The organism is Saccharothrix sp. BKS2 (assembly GCF_047689505.1).
GTDB classification, from domain to species: Bacteria; Actinomycetota; Actinomycetes; order Mycobacteriales; family Pseudonocardiaceae; genus Actinosynnema; species Actinosynnema lopnurensis.
The window spans coordinates 658,760-676,709 of sequence record NZ_JAUQOL010000002.1 but is presented as its reverse complement, the minus strand read 5'-3'; the positions used below and the strand labels follow the sequence as shown (position 1 = coordinate 676,709).

Sequence of the window (17,950 nt, the reverse complement as noted above, 5' to 3'; positions counted from 1 at the left end):
GTTGTGGTTGAGCATCCGGGCCTCTTCCTGGGCCAGGACAACCACCCGCCTCGCGCGGTCGGTGAACCTCTCGAACATTTGCACTCCCTGACTGCTGCGCCGGCGGTCCTCGGGCTCGCCACGGGCAGACCGTGGAGAGCGCGGCACCGTGGGACCACTGTAGTCGTCAGCCCCGACACTCTCAGTTCCCGTTCGCACGCCGTGGTCTCCGGGGCCCTCCGACATCGGTACCAACGCGTGATCTGCCAGGCAGATTCCACGGATCGGGCGTTGTCCGCTGAGCGCGAACATTCAGCCGTTCGGCGTCCCGCAGGTGACCGGCGTCACGGGGTGGACACAAGTTAGGTTAACCTGGCTAAGGTTAGGCAAGCCTGACGAAGAACGACCCAGACGACCACCGGACGCTGAGGACTCCTGGACATGACCGTACCGGCGAGGGTGACCGCGCGCGACGCGACGACACCCCTGTCCGAGTCCCTGACCAGGGCGGCGTCCCTGGCCACGGGGTTCGAGGTGCGGTTCGGCCTGCCGGCCGACCCCGTCGAGCGGGCGGGGTGGACCACCTGCGCGGAGTTCACCGCGGAGCCGGCGCGGTTCGACGCCTGGCGGGGTTCGCTGGCCGAGTGGCTGCGGGAGCAGTACGGCGAGGCCCCGGAGCGCACCACCGCCGGCTACGTCATGAGCTGGTACCTCAACGTCGTCGGCGTGCTCGGCGGCGTGCTGTTCCACATGGCCCGCCGGGTGCCGTCGCTGCGGCCCCAGGACGTGGCCATCAAGGTCGCCGGCCAGGGCCGCCCGCACACCATGGGCGTGGCCCTGCTCACCGACGACTTCGCGTGCCTGCCCGACGACCCGGCCGGGGACCACCCGGCGGCCACCGTGGTCGCCGACGAGGGTGCCCTGGCCGCGCTCCTGCGGGCCAGGTTCGCGGCGCACAGCGCGGCGTTCGTGGCCGCGTTCGGCCCGACCGTGCGCCTGGGCCGCCGGATGCTGTGGGCGGCGGCCACCGACGCCCTGGACAGCGCCGCGTGGACGGCGGGCCAGATGTGCGGCGACGAGTCCTCGGGCGTGGTGGACGCGTCGCTGCTGCTGCCCGCGAAGCTGGAGCCGTTCACCTCGGCCTCGACCCTGCGGGCGACCGAGACGGGCTGGACGCGGCGGCGGGAGAGCTGCTGCTTCCACTACGTCCTGCCGGGCGCCGAAGCCTGCGGCACCTGCCCGAGGGTCCGCTGAGGGCTTTCCGCTCGAAGGGCTCTCCGCTCGAAGGGCTTTCGCTCGAACCCCCGAGGGCTTCACCCCGAGACCCCCACGAGGGCCGGTCGCACCTCACCGGTGCCGGTGCCCGATCGGCACGACCAGCGGCGTGCCCGCCACCGGGTCGACCACCACCCTCGCCTCCAACCCGAACACCTCCAGCAGCACCTCCTCGGTCAACACCTCGGCCGGCGCCCCGGCCACCACGACCTCCCCGGCCCGCATCGCCACCAGCCGATCGGCGTACCGGGCCGCCAGGTTGAGGTCGTGCAGCACCATCACCACGGTCCGCCCGAACTCCGCGTTCAACCGCTGCACCAGGTCCAGCACGTCGATCTGGTGGGCCAGGTCCAGGTAGGTCGTGGGCTCGTCCAGCAGCAGCAGGTCGGTCCCCTGCGCCAGCGCCATCGAGATCCACGCCCGCTGCCGCTGCCCGCCGGACAGCTCGTCCACGGCCCGGTCCGCCAGCGCGGCCATCCCGGTCATCTCCAGCGCCGCCGCGACCGCGGCCTCGTCGTCCGCCGACCACTGCCGGTACCAGGACTGGTGCGGGTGCCTGCCCCGGGCCACCAGCTCGGCCACGGTCAGCCCCTCGGGGGCCTGCGGCGACTGCGGCAGCATGGCCAGCACCTTCGCCACCTCGCGCGTGGGCGTGCGGTCGATGCGCTCGCCGTCCAGCAGCACCGCGCCCGAGCGGGCGGGCAGCAGCCGGCCCAGCGCCCGCAGCAGCGTCGACTTGCCGCACCCGTTGGGCCCGATGACGGCCGTCACCGAGCCGGACAGCACGTCCAGGTCCAGCCCGGACACCACCAGCCGCTCGCCGTAGCCCACGGACAGCGACTCCGCCCGCAACCGGACCCCGGGAACAGCACCGACCCTGGTCATACCCGTGCCTCCCGACGACCGCGGACGAGCAGGTACATGAGGTAGGGCGCGCCGAGCACCGCGGTCACCACGCCGACCGGCAGCTCCACCCCGCCGAACGCGACCCGCGTGACCAGGTCGGACGCCACCACCAGCAGCGCGCCGACCACGGCGGACCCCATCAGCGGCGGCGTGGCCGTGCCCGCCAGCCGCAGCGCGACCTGCGGCGACACCAGCGCCACGAACGCCACCGGCCCGGCCGCCGCCGTGGCCAGCGAGGCCAGCACGACCGCCAGCAGCAGCAACCCGCCGCGCGCCCGGTCCAGCCGCACGCCCAGCCCGCGCACCGTGTCGTCGTCGAGCTGCAACGCGCCCAGCGACCGGGACCCCACCAGCGCCACCGGCAGCAGGACCGCCAGCGCCAGCGCGACCGGCACCACGTGCTCCCAGCCGCGGCCGTTCAGGCTGCCGGTCAGCCACGTCATGGCCCGCGCCGCGTCGTCGACGTCACCGACGGTCAGCAGGTAGCTGGTGACGTTGACCGCCACGGCGGCCACGCCGATGCCCACCAGCACGAGCCGGAACCCCTCGATGCCGCGCCGCCACGCCAGCCCGTGCACCAGCAGCCCGGCCACCAGCCCGCCGGCCAGGGCCGCCAGCGGCACCCCGACGCCGGACAGCGAGCCGCCGACCGCGCCGAACGACCCGGCGAACGTGATCAGCAGCACCGCGCCCACGGCCGCGCCCCCGCTCACCCCGAGCACGTCCGGGCTCGCCAGCGGGTTGCGCGCGATCGCCTGGAACACCGCCCCGGCCACCCCGAACGCGGCGCCCACGCACACCCCGGTCAGCACCCGGGGCAGGCGCAGGTCGAGCACGATGAACCGCTGCCCGCGCGTCCCGCCGCCGAGCAGCACGTCGAACACCCGGCCCAGCCCGATCGGCACGTCGCCGAGCCCGACCGCGATCCCGCCGACCACGGCGAGCGCCGCCAGCCCCGCCACGACCAGGGCGAGCGGCCGCCACCGCACCCGCCAGGACACCGGCCCGAGCCGCAGTCCGACGGCGCGGTGCCGCACCCCGGCCCGGACCGCGGCCGGCCCCGCCCCACCACCCCGGCTCACAGCCTCACCAGCTTCCGCCGCCGCACCAGGGCGATGAAGAACGGCGCGCCCAGCAGCGCCATCACGATGCCGACGTCCAGCTCACCGGGTCGGGCCAGCACGCGCCCCACCACGTCGGCCGCCAGCAGCACCACCGCGCCCACCACCGCCGAGAACGGCAGCAGCCACCGGTGGTCGGGCCCGGTCAGCGCCCGCGCCACGTGCGGCACCACCAGCCCGAGGAACCCGATCGGCCCGCACGCCGCCACCGCGCCGCCCACCAGCAGGGTGATCGCCACCACACCGACCACCCGGGTCGCCACCACCCGGTGCCCGAGCGACCGGGCCACCTCGTCGCCCAGGGCCAGCGCGTTCAGCCCACCCGCGTTGAACGCCGCCAGCGCCAGCCCGACCAGCAGGAACGGCAGCACCTGCCACAGCACCGACAGCTCGCGCCCGGCGAGCCCGCCGACCTGCCAGAACCGGAACGCGTCCAGGCTCTGCCGGTCCAGCAGCACCAGCGCGGACACCAGGCCGGTCATCAGCGCCGACACCGCCGCGCCCGCCAGCGCCAGCGTCACCGGGGTGGGCCCGGACCGGCCGGAGCCGAGCAGGAACACCACCACGCTCGCCACCAGGGCGCCGGCGAAGGCGGACCACACGTATCCGTAGAGGTTGTCCACCCCGAGGGTGAAGATCGACAGCACCACCGCGAACGACGCGCCCTGGGTGACGCCGAGGATGCCGGGGTCGGCGAGCGGGTTGCGGGTGTGGCCCTGCATCAGCGCGCCGCCGACGCCGAGGGCCGCGCCCGCCGCCACGCCGAGGGCCGTCCTCGGCACCCGCAGACCGCGCACGACCAGGTCGTTCTCGGCGCCGGTCGGGGCGGTCAGCGCCCGCCACACCTCGTCCGGCGGGATGTCCCGCGCGCCCACGGCGAGGCTCACCAGGGCCACGAGGACCAGGACGCCGGACAGCGCGCCGAGGAGCACGAGCAGGCGGGTGGCGCGGAGGCCCACGGTGTCCTCCTCACCAGTCCAGACCAGGTGAGGCAAGCCTAACCGAACACGATCAGGTGAGAGCCGCCGCACGCCACGTGCCGGAACCCGGCCCCGAACAGGACCCGAAGCCCGTCCCCGAAGCCGACCCGGGCCGGACCCGAAGCCGACCCCGAACCGAACCCGGCGCGAACCCGGGCCCGCCCGAAGCCGACCCGAAGTTCGTGCCGAAGCCCGTGCCGAAGGCGTGCCGAACGCCACAACCAATCGAGACGACGGCGGTCCGAACAGAAGATCACCACTGCGGGGAACGGCCGAACAAATGGATCTTCACCCCACCACCGGGACCGAAGATCACCCACCCCACCGTGACAAGCACCACCACCCCGGGTCGGTGCGAAAAAACAACCAAGGGGTGCCGGAATACCCGGCACCCCTTCGTCGATTGACGTAATTGCGCGTGACCTGCGCCACGTCGCGCCCGTCAGCCCTGCTGGTGGTACGCCTCCAGCACCTCGGCCGGGATCCGACCCCGGTCCGAGACCTTCATGCCCTGCTTGCGGGCCCACTCCCGGATCGCCTGGTTCTGTTCCCGGTCAGCCGAGGCCGGACGCGCCGCCTTCACACCGGCGGGCCGACCAGGACCGCGCTTGCGGCCACCGGCCTTGCGCGCACCGGCGACGAAGTCGGCGAGGGCCTCGCGAAGCCTGGACGCATTGCCCGCGGAAAGGTCGATCTCGTAGGACACGCCGTCCAAACCGAAACCGACCGTCTCCTCGGCCTGCCCACCGTCCAGGTCATCGACCAGGGTCACGGTGACCTTCTGCGCCATGCGTATCCTCCTGGACTCGAATGCGCGGTGTTCCCCGACCGCGACCTAAAGCATTGGCGGGTGCAGGTTAGCGCACAAGTAGCGTAATGCGCCGCCCGGAGTCCGAGAAGTTACTCATTCCGGGCGCACGAGGGGGAACAGGATCGTCTCCCGGATACCGAGACCGGTGAGCGCCATGAGCAGCCGGTCGATGCCCATTCCGACCCCGCCGCTCGGTGGCATTCCGTACTCCAGCGATCGCAGAAAGTCTTCATCGACGGGCATGGCCTCGACGTCCCCGCCGGCGCCAAGGCGCGCCTGGGCTTCCAAGCGCTCCCGCTCGACCACCGGGTCCACCAGTTCGGAGTATCCCGTGGCCAACTCGAAACCGCGCACGTAGAGGTCCCACTTTTCGGCCACACCCGGACGGGTGCGGTGCTGCCGGGTGAGCGGGGAGGTCTCCACCGGGAAATCACGCACAAACGTGGGCGCGTGCAGGTCGTTGCCCACCAGGTGCTCCCACAGCTCCTCGACGAGCTTGCCGTGGCCGAGCTTCGGGTCCACCTCCAGGCCCCGCGCGTCGGCCAGCTCGCGCAGCCGCCCGGCGGTCGTGTCCGGCGAGACCTCCTCGCCGACGGCCTCCGACAGCGACTCGTACATGCCCAGCGTGGTCCACTCGCCGCCGAGGTCGTACTCCTCGCCGTCGACCAGCGTCACCACGTGCGAGCCGGCGACCGCCATCGCGGCCTCCTGGATCAGCTCCCTGGTGAGCACGGCGTTCGTGTCGTAGGTGGCGTACGCCTCGTAGTACTCCAGCATCGAGAACTCGGGCGAATGGGACGAGTCCATGCCCTCGTTGCGGAAGTTGCGGTTGATCTCGAAGACCTTCTCGATACCGCCCACCACGCAGCGCTTGAGGTACAGCTCCGGCGCGATGCGCAGGAACAGGTCGATGTCCAGGGCGTTGGAGCGGGTCACGAACGGCCTGGCGGTGGCGCCGCCCTGGAGCGTCTGCAACATCGGCGTCTCGACTTCGGTGAAACCACGGCGGTGGAACGACTCCCGCAAGGAGCGCACCACGGCGGCCCGGTTGCGCACCGTGTTCCGCGCCTGCTCGCGCAGGATCAGATCCACGTAGCGCTGCCGAATGCGGGTTTCCTCGGCGAGTTCCTTGTGCGCGACCGGGAGCGGGCGCAGCGCCTTGGCGGTCAACCGCCACTCGTCGGCCAGCACGGACAGTTCGCCCCGGCGCGAGGTGATGACCTCGCCGTGCGCGAATACGTGGTCGCCCAAGTCGACGTCGGACTTCCATTCGGCCAGCGCCCGCTCCCCGACCCCGTCCAGGCTGAGCATCACCTGGAGTTCGGTGCCGTCGCCTTCGCGCAGCGTCGCGAAGCACAACTTGCCGGTGTTGCGGATGAACATGACCCGCCCGGTCACGCCCACGACCTCACCGGTGGAGGTGTCCGGGACCAACCCCTGATGAGCCTCGCGCACCTGGCGCAACGTGTGCGTGCGGGGAACTTCCACCGGATAGGGATCGACACCCCGTTCCAGCAGACGCGCCCGCTTCTCGCGGCGCACCCGCATCTGCTCGGGGAGGTCGTCGTCGCTGGTGGTGGAAGGGATCGCCGGCTGCTCGCTCACGGAGGGGAAGGGTACGGAAGAACTCCCCCGGTATTCGAACCGGCTCTCGCTAGGCTCGGGGCGGTGACGTCAGACGACCTGATGGCCAGGCGGGCCAACTCCTTCGGAGCGCACGCCGCGGCCTATGCGGAACACCGTCCCGACTACCCGGCCGCGGCCGTCCGGTGGGCGTTGGCGCCCCTGGGCGGCGGACCGCACCGGGTGCTCGACCTGGGCGCGGGCACGGGGAAGCTGACCGGTGTCCTGCTCGCCGAGGGCCACTCCACGACCGCCGTCGAGCCGGACGAGGGGATGCTCGGCGAGCTGGTGCGCCGGCACGGCGCGGCGCGGGCGCTGCCGGGCAGCGCCGAGCGGATCCCGGTGCCGGACGACACCGTGGACGCCGTCCTGGTGGGGCAGGCGTTCCACTGGTTCGACCCGGCGCGCGCGCTGCCGGAGATCGCGCGGGTGCTGCGGCCGGGCGGTGTGCTGGCGGCGCTGTGGAACGGCGACGACGAGTCGGTGCCGTGGTTCGCCGGGTTCAACCGGGCGGCCAGGTCCAGCGTCAACGAGCACGACGAGCCGTCGGGCGAGTGGCAGCCGGTGCCCGACCACGAGCTGTTCACCGACACGACCCACGGCGAGTTCCCGCACGCGCAGCGGCACACCGCCGAGTCGTTGGTGGCGACCATCAACACCCACTCGCACATGCTGGTGATTCCGCCCGAGGAGCGCGACGCGGTCAACGCCCGGATGCTCGCCTTCCTCCGGTCCCGCCCCGAGACCGCCGAGGGCGAGTTCGACCTGCCGCTGATCACCCGTGTCGTGCGGATGCGGTCGACGCGCTGACCCGTGCTCCACCCGCGCCGCGCCGACCCGCACGGCACCGACCCGCAGCACGCCGACCCGCAGCGCACGGCACCGACCCGCGCCGACCCGCGGTCAGCGCATGTTCCGCTCGAAGACCAGCCGCAGGCCCAGCAGCGTCAGGTCCGGCACGTGCGCCTGGATCGTGGCCGACTCCGTCACCACCAGGGGGGCGAGCCCGCCCGTGGCGATCACCGTCACGGGGCCGGGCTCGCTCGCCTGGAGCTCGGCCTCGATCCGCCGCACCAGGCCGTCGACCTGGCCGACGAACCCGTAGACGATGCCGGACTGGAGGCACTCCACGGTGTTCTTGCCGATCACCGACCGGGGCCGCACCAGCTCCACCTTGCGCAGCTGCGCGGCGCGGGAGGCCAGCGCGTCCACCGAGATCTCGATGCCCGGCGCCAGCGCGCCGCCCAGGAACTCGCCCTTGGCGGAGATGACGTCCAGGTTGGTCGAGGTGCCGAAGTCCACCACCACGCACGCGGTGCTGTGCAGGTGGTGCGCGGCCAGCGTGTTGATCACCCGGTCGGAGCCCACCTCCTTGGGGTTGTCCACCAGCAGCGGCACGCCGGTGCGCACGCCCGGCTCGACCAGCACCTTGGGCACGGACGAGTAGTAGCGGCCGAGCATCACGCGCAGCTCGCGCAGCACCGCGGGCACGGTCGACAGCGCCGAGATGCCGGTGACCCGGTCCGCGTACTCGCCGAGCAGGCCGCGCATGGTCAGCGCCAGCTCGTCGGCGGTCATCCGGGCGTCGGTGCGCATCCGCCAGTCGCGGACCAGGGAGGCCGTGTCCCCGGCCCCGTCGTACAGGCCCAGCACGATGTTGGTGTTGCCGACGTCGATGGCGAGCAGCACAGCCGTCCCCCCTGGTTCTCGCTGGTTCTCGTCAGTTCTCGGCCTGGATCAGCGCGTCCAGCGCCGCGGCGTCCTCGGTCTCCGCGGACACCGGCTCGACCGCGCCGACCGGGGTCCCGTTGGTCCGGTCGGTGTGGGCCGTCCCGCCGTTGACCAGGCCGGAGCCCTCCGGGGCGTGCGCGGGGTCGGCGCCCAGGTCGACCACCCGGTTGTCGGCGTCCACGAAGACGACCCTCGGCCGGTACGCCCGCGCCTCGGCGTCGTCCAGCTGGCCGTAGGCGATGAGGATGACCAGGTCGCCCGGCTTGACCAGGTGCGCGGCCGCGCCGTTGATGCCGATCACGCCGCTGCCGCGCTCGCCGGGGATGACGTAGGTCTCCAGGCGGGCGCCGTTGGTGACGTCCACGATGGCGACCTGCTCGCCCGCGAGCAGGTCGGCGGCCTCCATCAGGTCCTCGTCCACCGTGACCGAGCCGACGTAGTGCAGGTCGGCCTGGGTGACGGTGGCCCGGTGGATCTTCGACTTGAGCATGGTGCGGAACACCGCTGTCCCCCTTCTACTCGTCACCGGTGCCGAGCAGCACGGCGGCGTTGTCGATCAGTCGGGTCGAGCCGACGCGGGCGGCGAGCAGCAGCCGGGCGTCGCCGTTCTCGGGCGCCGGACCGAGGTCGGGCGCGCGCAGCTCCAGGTAGTCCAGGTCCACGCCGGGTTCGGCGGCGAGGGTGTCGTGGGCGGCCTTGAGCACCGCCTCCGCGCCCTGGGCGCTGACGTGCGCGCCCGCCACCAGCGCGGCGGACAGCGCGGTCGCCGCGTGCCGCTCGGCATCGGACAGGTAGCGGTTGCGCGAGGACAGCGCCAGGCCGTCGGGCTCGCGCACGGTCGGCACGCCCACCACGTCCAGCGGGAAGTTCAGGTCGCGCGCCATCCGGTGGACCAGCGTGAGCTGCTGGTAGTCCTTCTCCCCGAACACCGCGTAGGTGGGCTGCGCGATGTTGAACAGCTTGGCCACCACGGTGAGCACGCCCGTGAAGTGCCCCGGCCGCGACGCGCCCTCCAGCTCCTCGCCGAGCGGGCCCGGATCGACGGTGACCGTGCCGCCCGGCGGGTACATGTCGTCCACCGAGGGCGCGAACACGAGGCCGACGCGCTCCTCCCGGCAGATGTCCACATCGGACTCCAGGGTGCGGGGGTAGCGCTCGAAGTCCTCACCCGGCCCGAACTGGGCCGGGTTCACGAAGACGGAGACGACGACCACGGTGTTCTGGAGCACCTGGGCCTCGCGGATGAGCTTGCGGTGGCCCTCGTGCAGCGCGCCCATGGTCGGCACCAGCGCGACGTTGCGGCCGGCCGCCCGCAGCGCCCTGGTGACGCGGTTCAGGCGCCGGGGGTCGTGGTGCACCGTGACGTCGCCCGGCTGGTAGTCGTCCCTGGTGAGCGGCTTGGTCATGCCTGTCAGTCCTCAAGGGTGGAGCGGACGTCGGACGCCGGTCCGGGCTTGAGCAGCCCGGCGGCTTGCGCGCGCGCCGCGGTGCGGCGCGCGAGCACACGGTAGGCGGGCAGGGCGTCGTGCTCCCCGAGCACCTCCAGGTGCTTGGCCACGGTGCCCGCGTCGCCGCGCGCCACCGGGCCGGTCAACGCGCGGTCGCCGTGCCGCAGGACGTTGTCCAGCGCGGCCGACAGCAGGGGGCCGAGCACCCGCTCGGCGTTGGCCACGCCCGCCTCGCGCAGCAGGTCGGCGCAGTCGGCGACCAGGGTCATCAGGTGGTTGGAGCCGTGCGCGAGGGCGGCGTGGTAGAGCGGGCGGGCGGCCTCCGGGACGCGGACGGGCTCGGCGGACATCTCCACCACGAGCGCCTCGCCCACGTTCCAGGCGACCTCGTCGCCGTCGGCCGCGGTGACGCCGACCGAGCAGGCGGTCATCCGCTGCACGTCCTCGGCGCGGCCGGTGAAGGTCATCACGGGGTGCAGCGCCACGCACAGCGCGCCGGCCGCGGCCGCCGGGGCGAGCACGGCGACGCCCTGCGCGCCGCTGGTGTGCACCACGATCTGGCCGGGGCGCAGCGAGCCGGTGGCGACCAGGCCGCGGACCAGGCCGGGCAGCTCGTCGTCGGGCACGGCCAGCAGCACCAGGTCGGCGGAGGCGGCGACCTCGGGCGGGGGCAGCACGGGGGTGTCGGGCAGCAGTTCCTCGGCGCGGCGCAGCGACTCGCGCGACACGGCGGAGACGGCGCTCACCACGTGCCCCGCTCGGGACAGCGCGGCGCCGAGCACCGAGCCCACCCGACCGGCCGAGATCACTCCCACGGCCAGCCGCGCGGGGCGGGGGGTCGCGTCCATGCGACACAGCTCCTTAAGCGGCGTTCCAGTCCCTTCCAGCGGGTACCGGACGACGGCCGCGAGCGTAATCCGGTGGGTTGCCCACCGCGGTCAACTGCGACGAACACCACCCGCGGCCTTCAGCGCGCCCGGCGCGTCCACAGCGGCCTGACGTGCGGCGACGAGGGCTTCGAGCAGCTTCGCGTGACGTTCGTCGGCGTGCGCGCCCGCGGTGCCCTGGGCGATCCGGTGCCGCAGGAACGCCAGCTCCGTGGCGGCCACCTGGTAGCCCGTGACCGCCTTGGCCGCCTGTTCGCCGACCTTGCGGCGGACCGCGCGCCGCCACCGCCGCCGCCCCTGGAGGCTGGCCAGCAGGGTGACCTCGCTGGAGGCGATCCAGCGCCGCGCGGCCATCTCCGGCAGCTGCGCCGCGACGACCCGCTGCTCCCGGCGGCGCTGCCAGACGACCATGCACACCATGCCCGCGAAGATCGGGACCATGATCAGGAAGTACAGGTTGATGAAGGTGGAGCCGGTGCCGACCGTGGTGGAGAAGTTCCACAGCGAGTGCAGGCCGACCGCGGCGAGGTAGCCCAGGACGGGGGCGGCGAACTTCACCGCGCGCCTGCCGGTCATGGCGGCGAGGCCGATGCCGATGCCGGCCAGCGAGGTGAACAGCGGGTGCGCGAACGGCGAGAGCACGCCGCGCAGCACGAACAGCGCCACCACGCCGCTGCTCAGGTCGCCGAACCCGCTGTCGTCGAAGACGCGGGCGAAGTACCAGATGTTCTCGGTGAACGCGAAGCCCGCGGCCGTGACGCCCGCGTAGACGATGCCGTCCACCACGCCGTCGAACTCGTGCCTGCGGCGCAGGAACACCGCGACGATGAACGCCGCCTTGGCGGCCTCCTCGACCACCGGCGCGCCGATGACGGCGGCGAACGTGGCGCCGTCGCCGTTGATCAGCTCGCCGAGCACGTAGGCGGTCTGGTTGAACACCAGGGAGGTGATCGTCGCGCCGCACGCGCCCCAGGCGAAGGCCAGCAGCAGCACCTTCGCCGGTTCGGGTTCCCACCGGTCCACCCACAGGTAGGCGCCGAGCACCGCGAGCACCGGCACCAGGGCGGCCACCGCGCCGACCAGGATGGGCACCAGGCCGACGCTGCTCGTGCCCAGGCCGAACAGCACCAGCCCGGACACGCCCAGCGCGATCAGGCCGACGACCGGGAGCAGCACGGTCCACCGTCGCTGGTCGACGCGCTTGCGGGCGGGAGTGGTCACGACCGCAAACCTTAAAGGGACACTTGACCGGTGGTGGAGTCGGAATCCGCTTGGCGGGGAGCGCTGTACGGACCGGCGGGGTTCTTCACGCGCGGTGAGGTGCCCGCCGACCACTTCCGCACCGCGCCCCTGGTCGGGCCGGAGCTGGCCGAGGCGCTGCTCGTGCTGCTGGACCGGGTCGACGCGGCGCTGGGGCGTCCCGATCGGGTGGACTTCGTGGACGTGGGCGCGGGCGGCGGCGAGCTGGCCGCGGCGGTGCGGGAGCTGGCGCCCCGGTCGCTGGCCCCCCGGCTGGTGGTGACGGCGGTGGACGTCGGGCCGGCGCGGTCCCTGCCGGGGGTGGCGTGGACGCGGGAGGCGCCGTCGTCGGTGCGCGGGCTGCTGGTGGGGCACGAGTGGCTGGACGCGGTCCCGTGCCCGTTGGTCACCGGGCCGTCGGACGACCCGTGGCTGGCCCGGTGGTGGCCGGTGCGGGAGGGCGAGCGGGCGGAGGTGGGCGCGCCCCGGGACGCGGCGTGGGCGGGCGCCGTGGCGCGGGTGGCGGCGGGCGCGGCGCTGGCGGTGGACTACGGGCACGTGCGGGCGGACCGGGCGGCGGGCCGGTACGCGGCGGGCACGTTCGCGGCCTACCGCGGCGGGCGGCGGGTGGAGCCGGTGTTCGACGGGAGCTGCGACCTGACCGCGCACGTGGCGCTGGACGCGTGCGCGGCGGCGGCCGGCGGGGACCGGGTGCTGGTGTCGCAGCGGGACGCGCTGGGCGCGCTGGGCCTGACCGGCTCGGTGGACCCGGCCGCGCCCGACTGGCTGGCGGCGGCCGAGCGGGCGTCCCGGGTCGCCGAGCTGCGGGCGGTGGGCGGCCTGGGCTCGTTCGGCTGGCTGCTGCACGGGGTGGGGGTGCCGGTGTCCGCCCTGCTGCCGCCCCTGCCGCCCTGGCGGCCGTGAGGGCTACCGGGCCCAGGGCGGGGTGATCCGCTCCTCCCCGACCAGCGCGGTGATGCCGACGGAGGTGGCGACCAGCACCGTGGCCGGGCCGCCGACCAGCTCGAAGTCGGTGTGGGGCGGCACGACGACGGTGTCGCCGGGACCGGCCTCCCGGCCGTGGACGGTGACCCGGCCGTCGAGCACGTGGAACACCTCCTCCTGGTCGACGCGGTGCCGCTCACCGCGCGCGTCGGCGGGCACCCGCACCGTCCACAGGGCGATCCGGGTGCTGCCCGGCGACGGGGTGGCGTGCGGGGTGAAGACGAACCCGTGGCGCTCGAACATCGGTCCTCCAACTAGTCAACTTGGTTGTCTAGTTGCGGACTAGATGGTCGTGGAGCCCGTGTCGACGCTGTTCGCCCGCACCTTCCGCGTGATGACCGACAGGTTCCACGCGCGGCTCGCCGAACGGGCGCCGGACCTGGAGCCGCTGCGCCCGGCCCACGGCTTCGTGTTCCGCTTCCTGGCCGGGGGCGGCGGCCGCACCGCCGTCGAGCTGGCCGGCCACCTGGGGGTGACCAAGCAGGCGGCGACCAAGACCGTGGCCGAACTGGTCGACTGGGGCTACGTCCGCCGCACCGCCCACCCCACCGACCGCCGGGCGCAGGCCCTGGAGCTGACCGGGAAGGGTCGGACCTACCTCGACCTCGCCGACGCGCTGTGGGCGGAGCTGGAGGCGGAGTTCGCGGCGACCGTCGGGGACGAGCGCGTGGTGGCGGTGCGCGGGGCGCTGGAGGCGTACCTGGACGGCCTGGAGGGCGGGCTCCGGCCGGTGTGGTGAGCGCGGCGGGCGGGCGGCGCCGGGGCCGGCGAGCCGGTGGTGCTGTCCGCCACGCGCCGACCGCCGGGCGCGGGCCGTACGAGGCACGGCCGCTCCCTGTTCGCCGTCACCCGCGACCGGGGGCCGTGCGAGCATGACCGGGTGGAGATCACCGTTGGCGTGGGGGCCGGGGCACGCCACCTCGGCGTGGACCGGGTGGTCGACCTCGGCCCCCTGCACCCGTCGGCGCACGGCGCGTACCGGTTGCGGCTGACCGTCCGCGACGACGAGGTCATCACCGCGGCCGAGCCGCTGGTGGGGCACCTGCACCGGGGCGCGGAGAAGCTGTTCGAGGTCCGCGACTACCGGCAGGTGCTGACCCTCGCCAACCGGCACGACTGGCTGGCCGCGTTCTGCAACGAACTGGCCGTCGCGCTGGCCGTGGAGCGGATGACCGGCATGGAGGTGCCGCACCGGGCCCAGGTGCTGCGCGCCGTGCTGTGCGAGCTGAACCGGGTCATGGCGCACCTGGTGTTCCTCGCCCCGCTCACCGGGACGCGCGACCGGGACGCGGTGCAGGCCGTGCTGGAGGAGGCGTCCGGCGGGCGGATCCACTTCATGTTCAACCGGATCGGCGGCCTGCGCGAGGACGTCCCGGCGGGCTGGACCGACCGGGTGCGCGAGGTGCTGGCCGGCGTGGACCCCGGCGAGGCGCCGCCCGGCCTGGCCGGGCTGGGGGTGCTCGGCCGGGAGGACGCGCTGGCGTTCGGCGTGACCGGTCCCGTCGGGCGGGCGTCCGGGGTGGACTTCGACCTGCGCCGCGACGACCCGCTGCCCGGTTACGCGGGCCTCGAGGTGCGGCCGGTGGTGCGCGTGGAGGGCGATGCGCTGGCCCGGGTCCGGTGCCTGGTGGACGAGGTGCGCCAGTCCGTCGACCTGGTCGGGCGCTGCCTGGACCGGTTGCCGGGCGGGCCGGTGAACGTGCGGCTGCCCAAGGCGGTGAAGGCGCCCGAGGGGTCGGTGTACACGTGGGTGGAGGCGCCGCTCGGGACGTCGGGGGTGCACCTGGCGTCCCGGGGGGAGAAGACGCCGTGGCGGTTGAAGCTGCGGACGCCGTCGTTCAACAACGTGCAGGCGCTGTCGGCGCTGCTGCCGGGTACGCGGGTGGCCGAGCTGCCCGCGGTGCTGGGGTCGTTCGCCGTGGTCGTGGGGGACATCGACAAGTAGGGCACCACAAGTAGGGCACCACCGACCACGGCCCGGTCCGGCACCAACCCGGCCCTAGCCCTGCTCGGCCCAACCCAGTCCCAACCCTGCCCTGCGCGGCCCCAACCCCGCCCGGCCCCAGCCCGGCGCGCCCCAGCCTCACCAGCCCCGGCTCCAGCAGCCCTAGCTCCAGCAGCCCCAGGCCCAGCCCGGTTCTAGCCCAGCCCGGCTTCAGCCCAGCCCGGCTCCAAGCAGGCCCGGCCCGGTCTCGGCCCTGGGCCGGCCTCGGCTCAGTCCTCGCCGCGGCGCCGGCGGCGGCGCGGCGACTCGGCACCGCCGAACGCGGCGAGCAGCTCGCTGACCGACTTGCCGTCCGCGTGCGCACCGGCGGGCTCCACCGGCTCGGGCGCCTTGCGCCGGCTCGGCTTGGAGATCTCCTCCCACGTGTCGCTCCGGTCCTCGACCCGGCGGCGCCCTCCCGCGTCGGCGGCCTCGGGCGCCCGGCGTCGGCCCGGGGAGGACGCGGCTTCCGCCTCACGCCGCTCCACCGACCGGCGGCCCGACCGCGCCTCCGACTCGGCCGACGGGCGGCGGGCCTCGGCTGCCACGGGGCGATGGCTACCGGTCTGGTCCGCGCGCCCACCGGTCACGGGCTGGTGGGTCCCCGTCGGCTCGGCCCGCCGGCCGGCCACCGGCTGGTGCGTCCCGGTCGGCTCAGCCCGCCGACCCGCCACCGGCTGGTGCGTGCCGGTCTGGTTCGCCCGGCCACCGGCCACCGGCTGGTGCGTGCCCGGCTGCTCGGCCGACCTGCCCTGCGCCGACTGCCGGGACCCGTTCTGGTCCCCGCGCCCACCGGCCACCGGCTGGTGGGTCCCCGTCGGCTCGGGACGTCGGCCCGGCGGCGGCTGGCGGGTCGCGTTCTGGTCCCCGCGCGCACCGGCCACCGGCTGGTGCGTCCCGGTCTGGTTCGCCCGCACCCCGGCCACCGGCTGGTGGGTCCCGGTCTCGGTGGCGTGCGCGCCCGTCACGGGCCGGTGCTCACCGGTCAGCTCGGCGCGACGCGCCTCCAGGCTCGGGCGGCGACCCGCTGCGCTCGTCACCGGTCGGTGCTCACCCCCGAGGTCGACCCGCCCGGTACCGGACCGGTGCGCGTCACCGGCGTGGTCCTCGCCCACGGGGCGGTGTTCGTCGCCCGGCTCGACCCGGCGACCCGGCACGGGGCGGTGCTCACCCGTCAGCTCCGCCGGTGACCGGCCGGCCGCGCGCTCGGCGGGCGACCGCCGCACCGGGACCGCCCGCGTCGCCTCCGGTCGGCGTGCCTGCTGGGCCTCCGCCTGCCGCGCCTGCTGGGTCACCGCTTCCCGGCTGATCATCTCGGTGCGCTCGGCCACCCGGCTGCGCCGCTGGCCGCCGTGCTCGGTCTGCGCGCCGGGCTCCGGCGCGCGCTGGGCGGGCTGCGCCGCCCGCGCGGGTTCGGCCGGGCCCAGTCGGCTCGCCGCGTCCTCCCGGCCCGCGTCCCCACGGCCCGCGTCCCCGCGCCCGGCATCCATCCGGCCTGCGTCCCCACGCCCGGCATCCATCCGGCCCGTGTCCCCACGGCCCATGTCCCCACGCCCAGCGTCCACCCGACCCGCGTCCCCACGCCCGGCATCCCCGCGCCCCACCGCGTCAACCCGGTTCACGCGCTCGACCGGCTCCGCCTTGGCCGCGGCCTCCCGCCGCACCACCGCCGGCGTCCCCGGCCGCTGCTGGGTCGCACGGGCGGGATCGCGGCGCACCGGCTGGGCCGCCTCCCGCCGCGCCGGCTCCGGGCGCGCCGGTTCGGGACGCCGAACCTGGTCCTTGCGGGAGGTGTCGTGGGGAACGCGCTCGATCAGCTCGGTCCGCTCGACGCGCTCCGCCGCGGGCTTCTCCGCGGCCTTGCCCACCGCGACCTTCTTCGCGCTCGCGGTGGGCAGCGAGGTCCCCGCGGTGATGATCCGCTGGTCACCCATCGACATCAGCCGGGACTGGTCGGACAGGGCGCGCATCCGGGTCGACTCGGCGCGCAGCGCCACCCGTTCGACCAGGACCTCGCCGCCGAGCAGGGCCTCCAGGTTCTCCCGCAGGGCGCGCAGCTCGTCGCGCAGCGCCTCCAGGTCGTCCTTGGCCTCCTCCTGCACCCGCTTGCGGGTCTCGGCCTCGACCTCCAGCTCGTACTCGCGGCGGGCCGCGACCTCGCGCTCCAGCTCCAGCTCGTAGACCGACTGGAGGTCCGCCACCTCGTCCTCGCGGTCGGCGATCTGCCTGCGGTAGCGGGCGGCCAGGAAGGCGCCCACCAGGGCCGCCCACAGCGCGGCGACCACGGCCAGGCGCAGCCACCGGGCGCTGTCGCTGAGCACGAGCACCGCCGCGGCACCGAGGGCGAGCGCCAATGCCGCTACCAGCAGTAGTCGCCCGGAGCCACGACCGTGATCCTGCTGCTCGTCATCGTCCGACGCGCCTCGCCCGGTCATGGCGCCTACCGTACCGGTCAGTTATCCGATTGAGACCTCGGCGTCGGTATTCACTCGTCCCGGTGAGGATCGGTGGGGGTTCTGCAGCAGTGCTCCAGCCACAGCGCGGCGCCGATGAGCGCGCCGGCGCACCCGATCCCGACGATCGCGCTGACCAGGTCGTTGCCCGCCGCCTCGAACTGGTCCCGCACCGGCAGCACGTAGAACAGCACACCGGTCCACGCGCCGAGCATGATCGCCCCGAGCAGGGACGACGCCTTGGCCAGCGCCACCGCTCGGGCCGCGGTCAGCGGCTGCACCGGCTCCGCGCCGGGCCTGCGCAGGATGCGGGCGCGCAGCGAGAACGCCAGCCACAGGTCCACCGCCGCGATGACCAGCAGGGTGAACCCGGCGAACGTGGGCAGCGGCGGCAGGGTGTCGTAGGCGAGCCTGATCAGCAGGTGCGCGAGCAGGCCCGCGACGAGGCCGGCGGCGAGCAGGTCACGGGGCTTGGTGAACCTCACCCCACCATCGTCCCCGAACCCGC

General features: G+C 74.4%; 18 protein-coding genes. 5 read left to right on the top strand and 13 right to left on the bottom strand.

The window, feature by feature from the left end:
• Positions 1-420 precede the first annotated feature (420 nt).
• A complete protein-coding gene (locus Q5530_RS05880; RefSeq protein WP_415361161.1) occupies positions 421-1,233 on the top strand; it encodes a (2Fe-2S)-binding protein in 813 nt (270 codons plus the stop codon).
• A 93-nt stretch (positions 1,234-1,326) separates the two neighbouring features.
• Here Q5530_RS05880 and Q5530_RS05875 read toward each other — a convergent pair whose 3' ends face one another.
• The 5 genes from Q5530_RS05875 to lysS all read right to left on the bottom strand — a co-directional run bounded on the left by Q5530_RS05875 (position 1,327) and on the right by lysS (position 6,677).
• Positions 1,327-2,139, bottom strand: a complete 813-nt coding sequence (locus tag Q5530_RS05875) for an ABC transporter ATP-binding protein (RefSeq protein ID WP_415361160.1) — start codon at positions 2,137-2,139, stop codon at positions 1,327-1,329.
• Positions 2,136-3,242 (bottom strand): FecCD family ABC transporter permease, encoded by a 1,107-nt coding sequence (locus Q5530_RS05870; RefSeq protein WP_415361159.1) that lies wholly within the window; start codon positions 3,240-3,242, stop codon positions 2,136-2,138. Before Q5530_RS05870 ends, Q5530_RS05875 begins: the two co-directional genes overlap by 4 nt.
• Entirely contained in the window at positions 3,239-4,240 is a 1,002-nt protein-coding gene (locus Q5530_RS05865) for a FecCD family ABC transporter permease (RefSeq protein WP_380632142.1), read from the bottom strand. The genes Q5530_RS05870 and Q5530_RS05865 overlap by 4 nt, the downstream gene beginning before the upstream one ends.
• A 463-nt stretch (positions 4,241-4,703) precedes the next feature.
• Positions 4,704-5,051, bottom strand: coding sequence for a histone-like nucleoid-structuring protein Lsr2 (locus Q5530_RS05860; protein ID WP_380632144.1), 348 nt, complete (start codon positions 5,049-5,051; stop codon positions 4,704-4,706).
• A gap of 114 nt (positions 5,052-5,165) precedes the next feature.
• Positions 5,166-6,677, bottom strand: coding sequence for a lysine--tRNA ligase (gene lysS / locus Q5530_RS05855; protein WP_415361158.1), 1,512 nt, complete (start codon positions 6,675-6,677; stop codon positions 5,166-5,168).
• An 81-nt stretch (positions 6,678-6,758) separates the two neighbouring features.
• Here lysS and Q5530_RS05850 point away from each other — a divergent pair, with 81 nt between their 5' ends.
• Positions 6,759-7,505 carry a class I SAM-dependent methyltransferase gene (locus tag Q5530_RS05850; protein ID WP_415361179.1) on the top strand — a complete coding sequence of 249 codons (747 nt, stop codon included), beginning with the start codon at positions 6,759-6,761 and terminating at the stop codon, positions 7,503-7,505.
• A 93-nt stretch (positions 7,506-7,598) separates the two neighbouring features.
• Here the strand turns inward: Q5530_RS05850 and Q5530_RS05845 are convergent, their stop codons facing one another.
• The 5 genes from Q5530_RS05845 to Q5530_RS05825 all read right to left on the bottom strand — a co-directional run bounded on the left by Q5530_RS05845 (position 7,599) and on the right by Q5530_RS05825 (position 11,937).
• Positions 7,599-8,384 (bottom strand): type III pantothenate kinase, encoded by a 786-nt coding sequence (locus Q5530_RS05845; RefSeq protein WP_415361157.1) that lies wholly within the window; start codon positions 8,382-8,384, stop codon positions 7,599-7,601.
• A gap of 31 nt (positions 8,385-8,415) precedes the next feature.
• On the bottom strand, positions 8,416-8,928 hold the full coding sequence (gene panD / locus Q5530_RS05840) for an aspartate 1-decarboxylase (protein WP_380632151.1): 513 nt from the start codon (positions 8,926-8,928) through the stop codon (positions 8,416-8,418).
• Positions 8,929-8,941: 13 nt separating this feature from the next.
• Positions 8,942-9,832, bottom strand: coding sequence for a pantoate--beta-alanine ligase (gene panC, locus Q5530_RS05835; RefSeq protein ID WP_415361156.1), 891 nt, complete (start codon positions 9,830-9,832; stop codon positions 8,942-8,944).
• Between the two features lie 5 nt (positions 9,833-9,837).
• Complete coding sequence (locus Q5530_RS05830; RefSeq protein WP_415361155.1) at positions 9,838-10,722, bottom strand: Rossmann-like and DUF2520 domain-containing protein; 885 nt, start codon at positions 10,720-10,722, stop codon at positions 9,838-9,840.
• Positions 10,723-10,812: 90 nt separating this feature from the next.
• On the bottom strand, positions 10,813-11,937 hold the full coding sequence (locus Q5530_RS05825) for a PrsW family intramembrane metalloprotease (RefSeq protein ID WP_415361178.1): 1,125 nt from the start codon (positions 11,935-11,937) through the stop codon (positions 10,813-10,815).
• A gap of 75 nt (positions 11,938-12,012) precedes the next feature.
• Between Q5530_RS05825 and Q5530_RS05820 the strand changes: the two genes are divergently transcribed.
• Complete coding sequence (locus Q5530_RS05820) at positions 12,013-12,924, top strand: SAM-dependent methyltransferase (protein WP_415361154.1); 912 nt, start codon at positions 12,013-12,015, stop codon at positions 12,922-12,924.
• Between the two features lie 3 nt (positions 12,925-12,927).
• Here Q5530_RS05820 and Q5530_RS05815 read toward each other — a convergent pair whose 3' ends face one another.
• Positions 12,928-13,248 (bottom strand): cupin domain-containing protein, encoded by a 321-nt coding sequence (locus Q5530_RS05815; protein WP_415361153.1) that lies wholly within the window; start codon positions 13,246-13,248, stop codon positions 12,928-12,930.
• A gap of 43 nt (positions 13,249-13,291) precedes the next feature.
• Here Q5530_RS05815 and Q5530_RS05810 point away from each other — a divergent pair, with 43 nt between their 5' ends.
• Positions 13,292-13,744: a MarR family winged helix-turn-helix transcriptional regulator gene (locus Q5530_RS05810; protein ID WP_415361152.1), complete on the top strand. Its 453-nt coding sequence runs from the start codon at positions 13,292-13,294 to the stop codon at positions 13,742-13,744.
• A 141-nt stretch (positions 13,745-13,885) separates the two neighbouring features.
• Positions 13,886-14,950, top strand: coding sequence for an NADH-quinone oxidoreductase subunit D (locus tag Q5530_RS05805; RefSeq protein ID WP_415361151.1), 1,065 nt, complete (start codon positions 13,886-13,888; stop codon positions 14,948-14,950).
• 269 nt (positions 14,951-15,219) lie between these two features.
• On the opposite strand, the gene Q5530_RS05800 is transcribed toward Q5530_RS05805, so the two are convergent.
• Positions 15,220-17,424, bottom strand: coding sequence for a DUF6779 domain-containing protein (locus Q5530_RS05800; protein WP_415361150.1), 2,205 nt, complete (start codon positions 17,422-17,424; stop codon positions 15,220-15,222).
• Positions 17,425-17,474: 50 nt separating this feature from the next.
• Positions 17,475-17,927: a DUF3180 domain-containing protein gene (locus Q5530_RS05795; RefSeq protein ID WP_415361149.1), complete on the bottom strand. Its 453-nt coding sequence runs from the start codon at positions 17,925-17,927 to the stop codon at positions 17,475-17,477.
• Between the last annotated feature and the right edge of the window lie 23 nt (positions 17,928-17,950).

What these genes read in the sequence shown, in the direction of transcription:
- Q5530_RS05880 (WP_415361161.1), top strand. Translation starts at nt 421, where the DNA reads ATGACCGTACCGGCGAGGGTGACCGCGCGCGACGCGACGACACCCCTG.
- Q5530_RS05875 (WP_415361160.1), bottom strand. Translation starts at nt 2,139, where the DNA reads ATGACCAGGGTCGGTGCTGTTCCCGGGGTCCGGTTGCGGGCGGAGTCG.
- Q5530_RS05860 (WP_380632144.1), bottom strand. Translation starts at nt 5,051, where the DNA reads ATGGCGCAGAAGGTCACCGTGACCCTGGTCGATGACCTGGACGGTGGG.
- Q5530_RS05850 (WP_415361179.1), top strand. Translation starts at nt 6,759, where the DNA reads ATGGCCAGGCGGGCCAACTCCTTCGGAGCGCACGCCGCGGCCTATGCG.
- panC (WP_415361156.1), bottom strand. Translation starts at nt 9,832, where the DNA reads ATGACCAAGCCGCTCACCAGGGACGACTACCAGCCGGGCGACGTCACG.
- Q5530_RS05830 (WP_415361155.1), bottom strand. Translation starts at nt 10,722, where the DNA reads ATGGACGCGACCCCCCGCCCCGCGCGGCTGGCCGTGGGAGTGATCTCG.
- Q5530_RS05815 (WP_415361153.1), bottom strand. Translation starts at nt 13,248, where the DNA reads ATGTTCGAGCGCCACGGGTTCGTCTTCACCCCGCACGCCACCCCGTCG.
- Q5530_RS05810 (WP_415361152.1), top strand. Translation starts at nt 13,292, where the DNA reads ATGGTCGTGGAGCCCGTGTCGACGCTGTTCGCCCGCACCTTCCGCGTG.
- Q5530_RS05800 (WP_415361150.1), bottom strand. Translation starts at nt 17,424, where the DNA reads ATGACCGGGCGAGGCGCGTCGGACGATGACGAGCAGCAGGATCACGGT.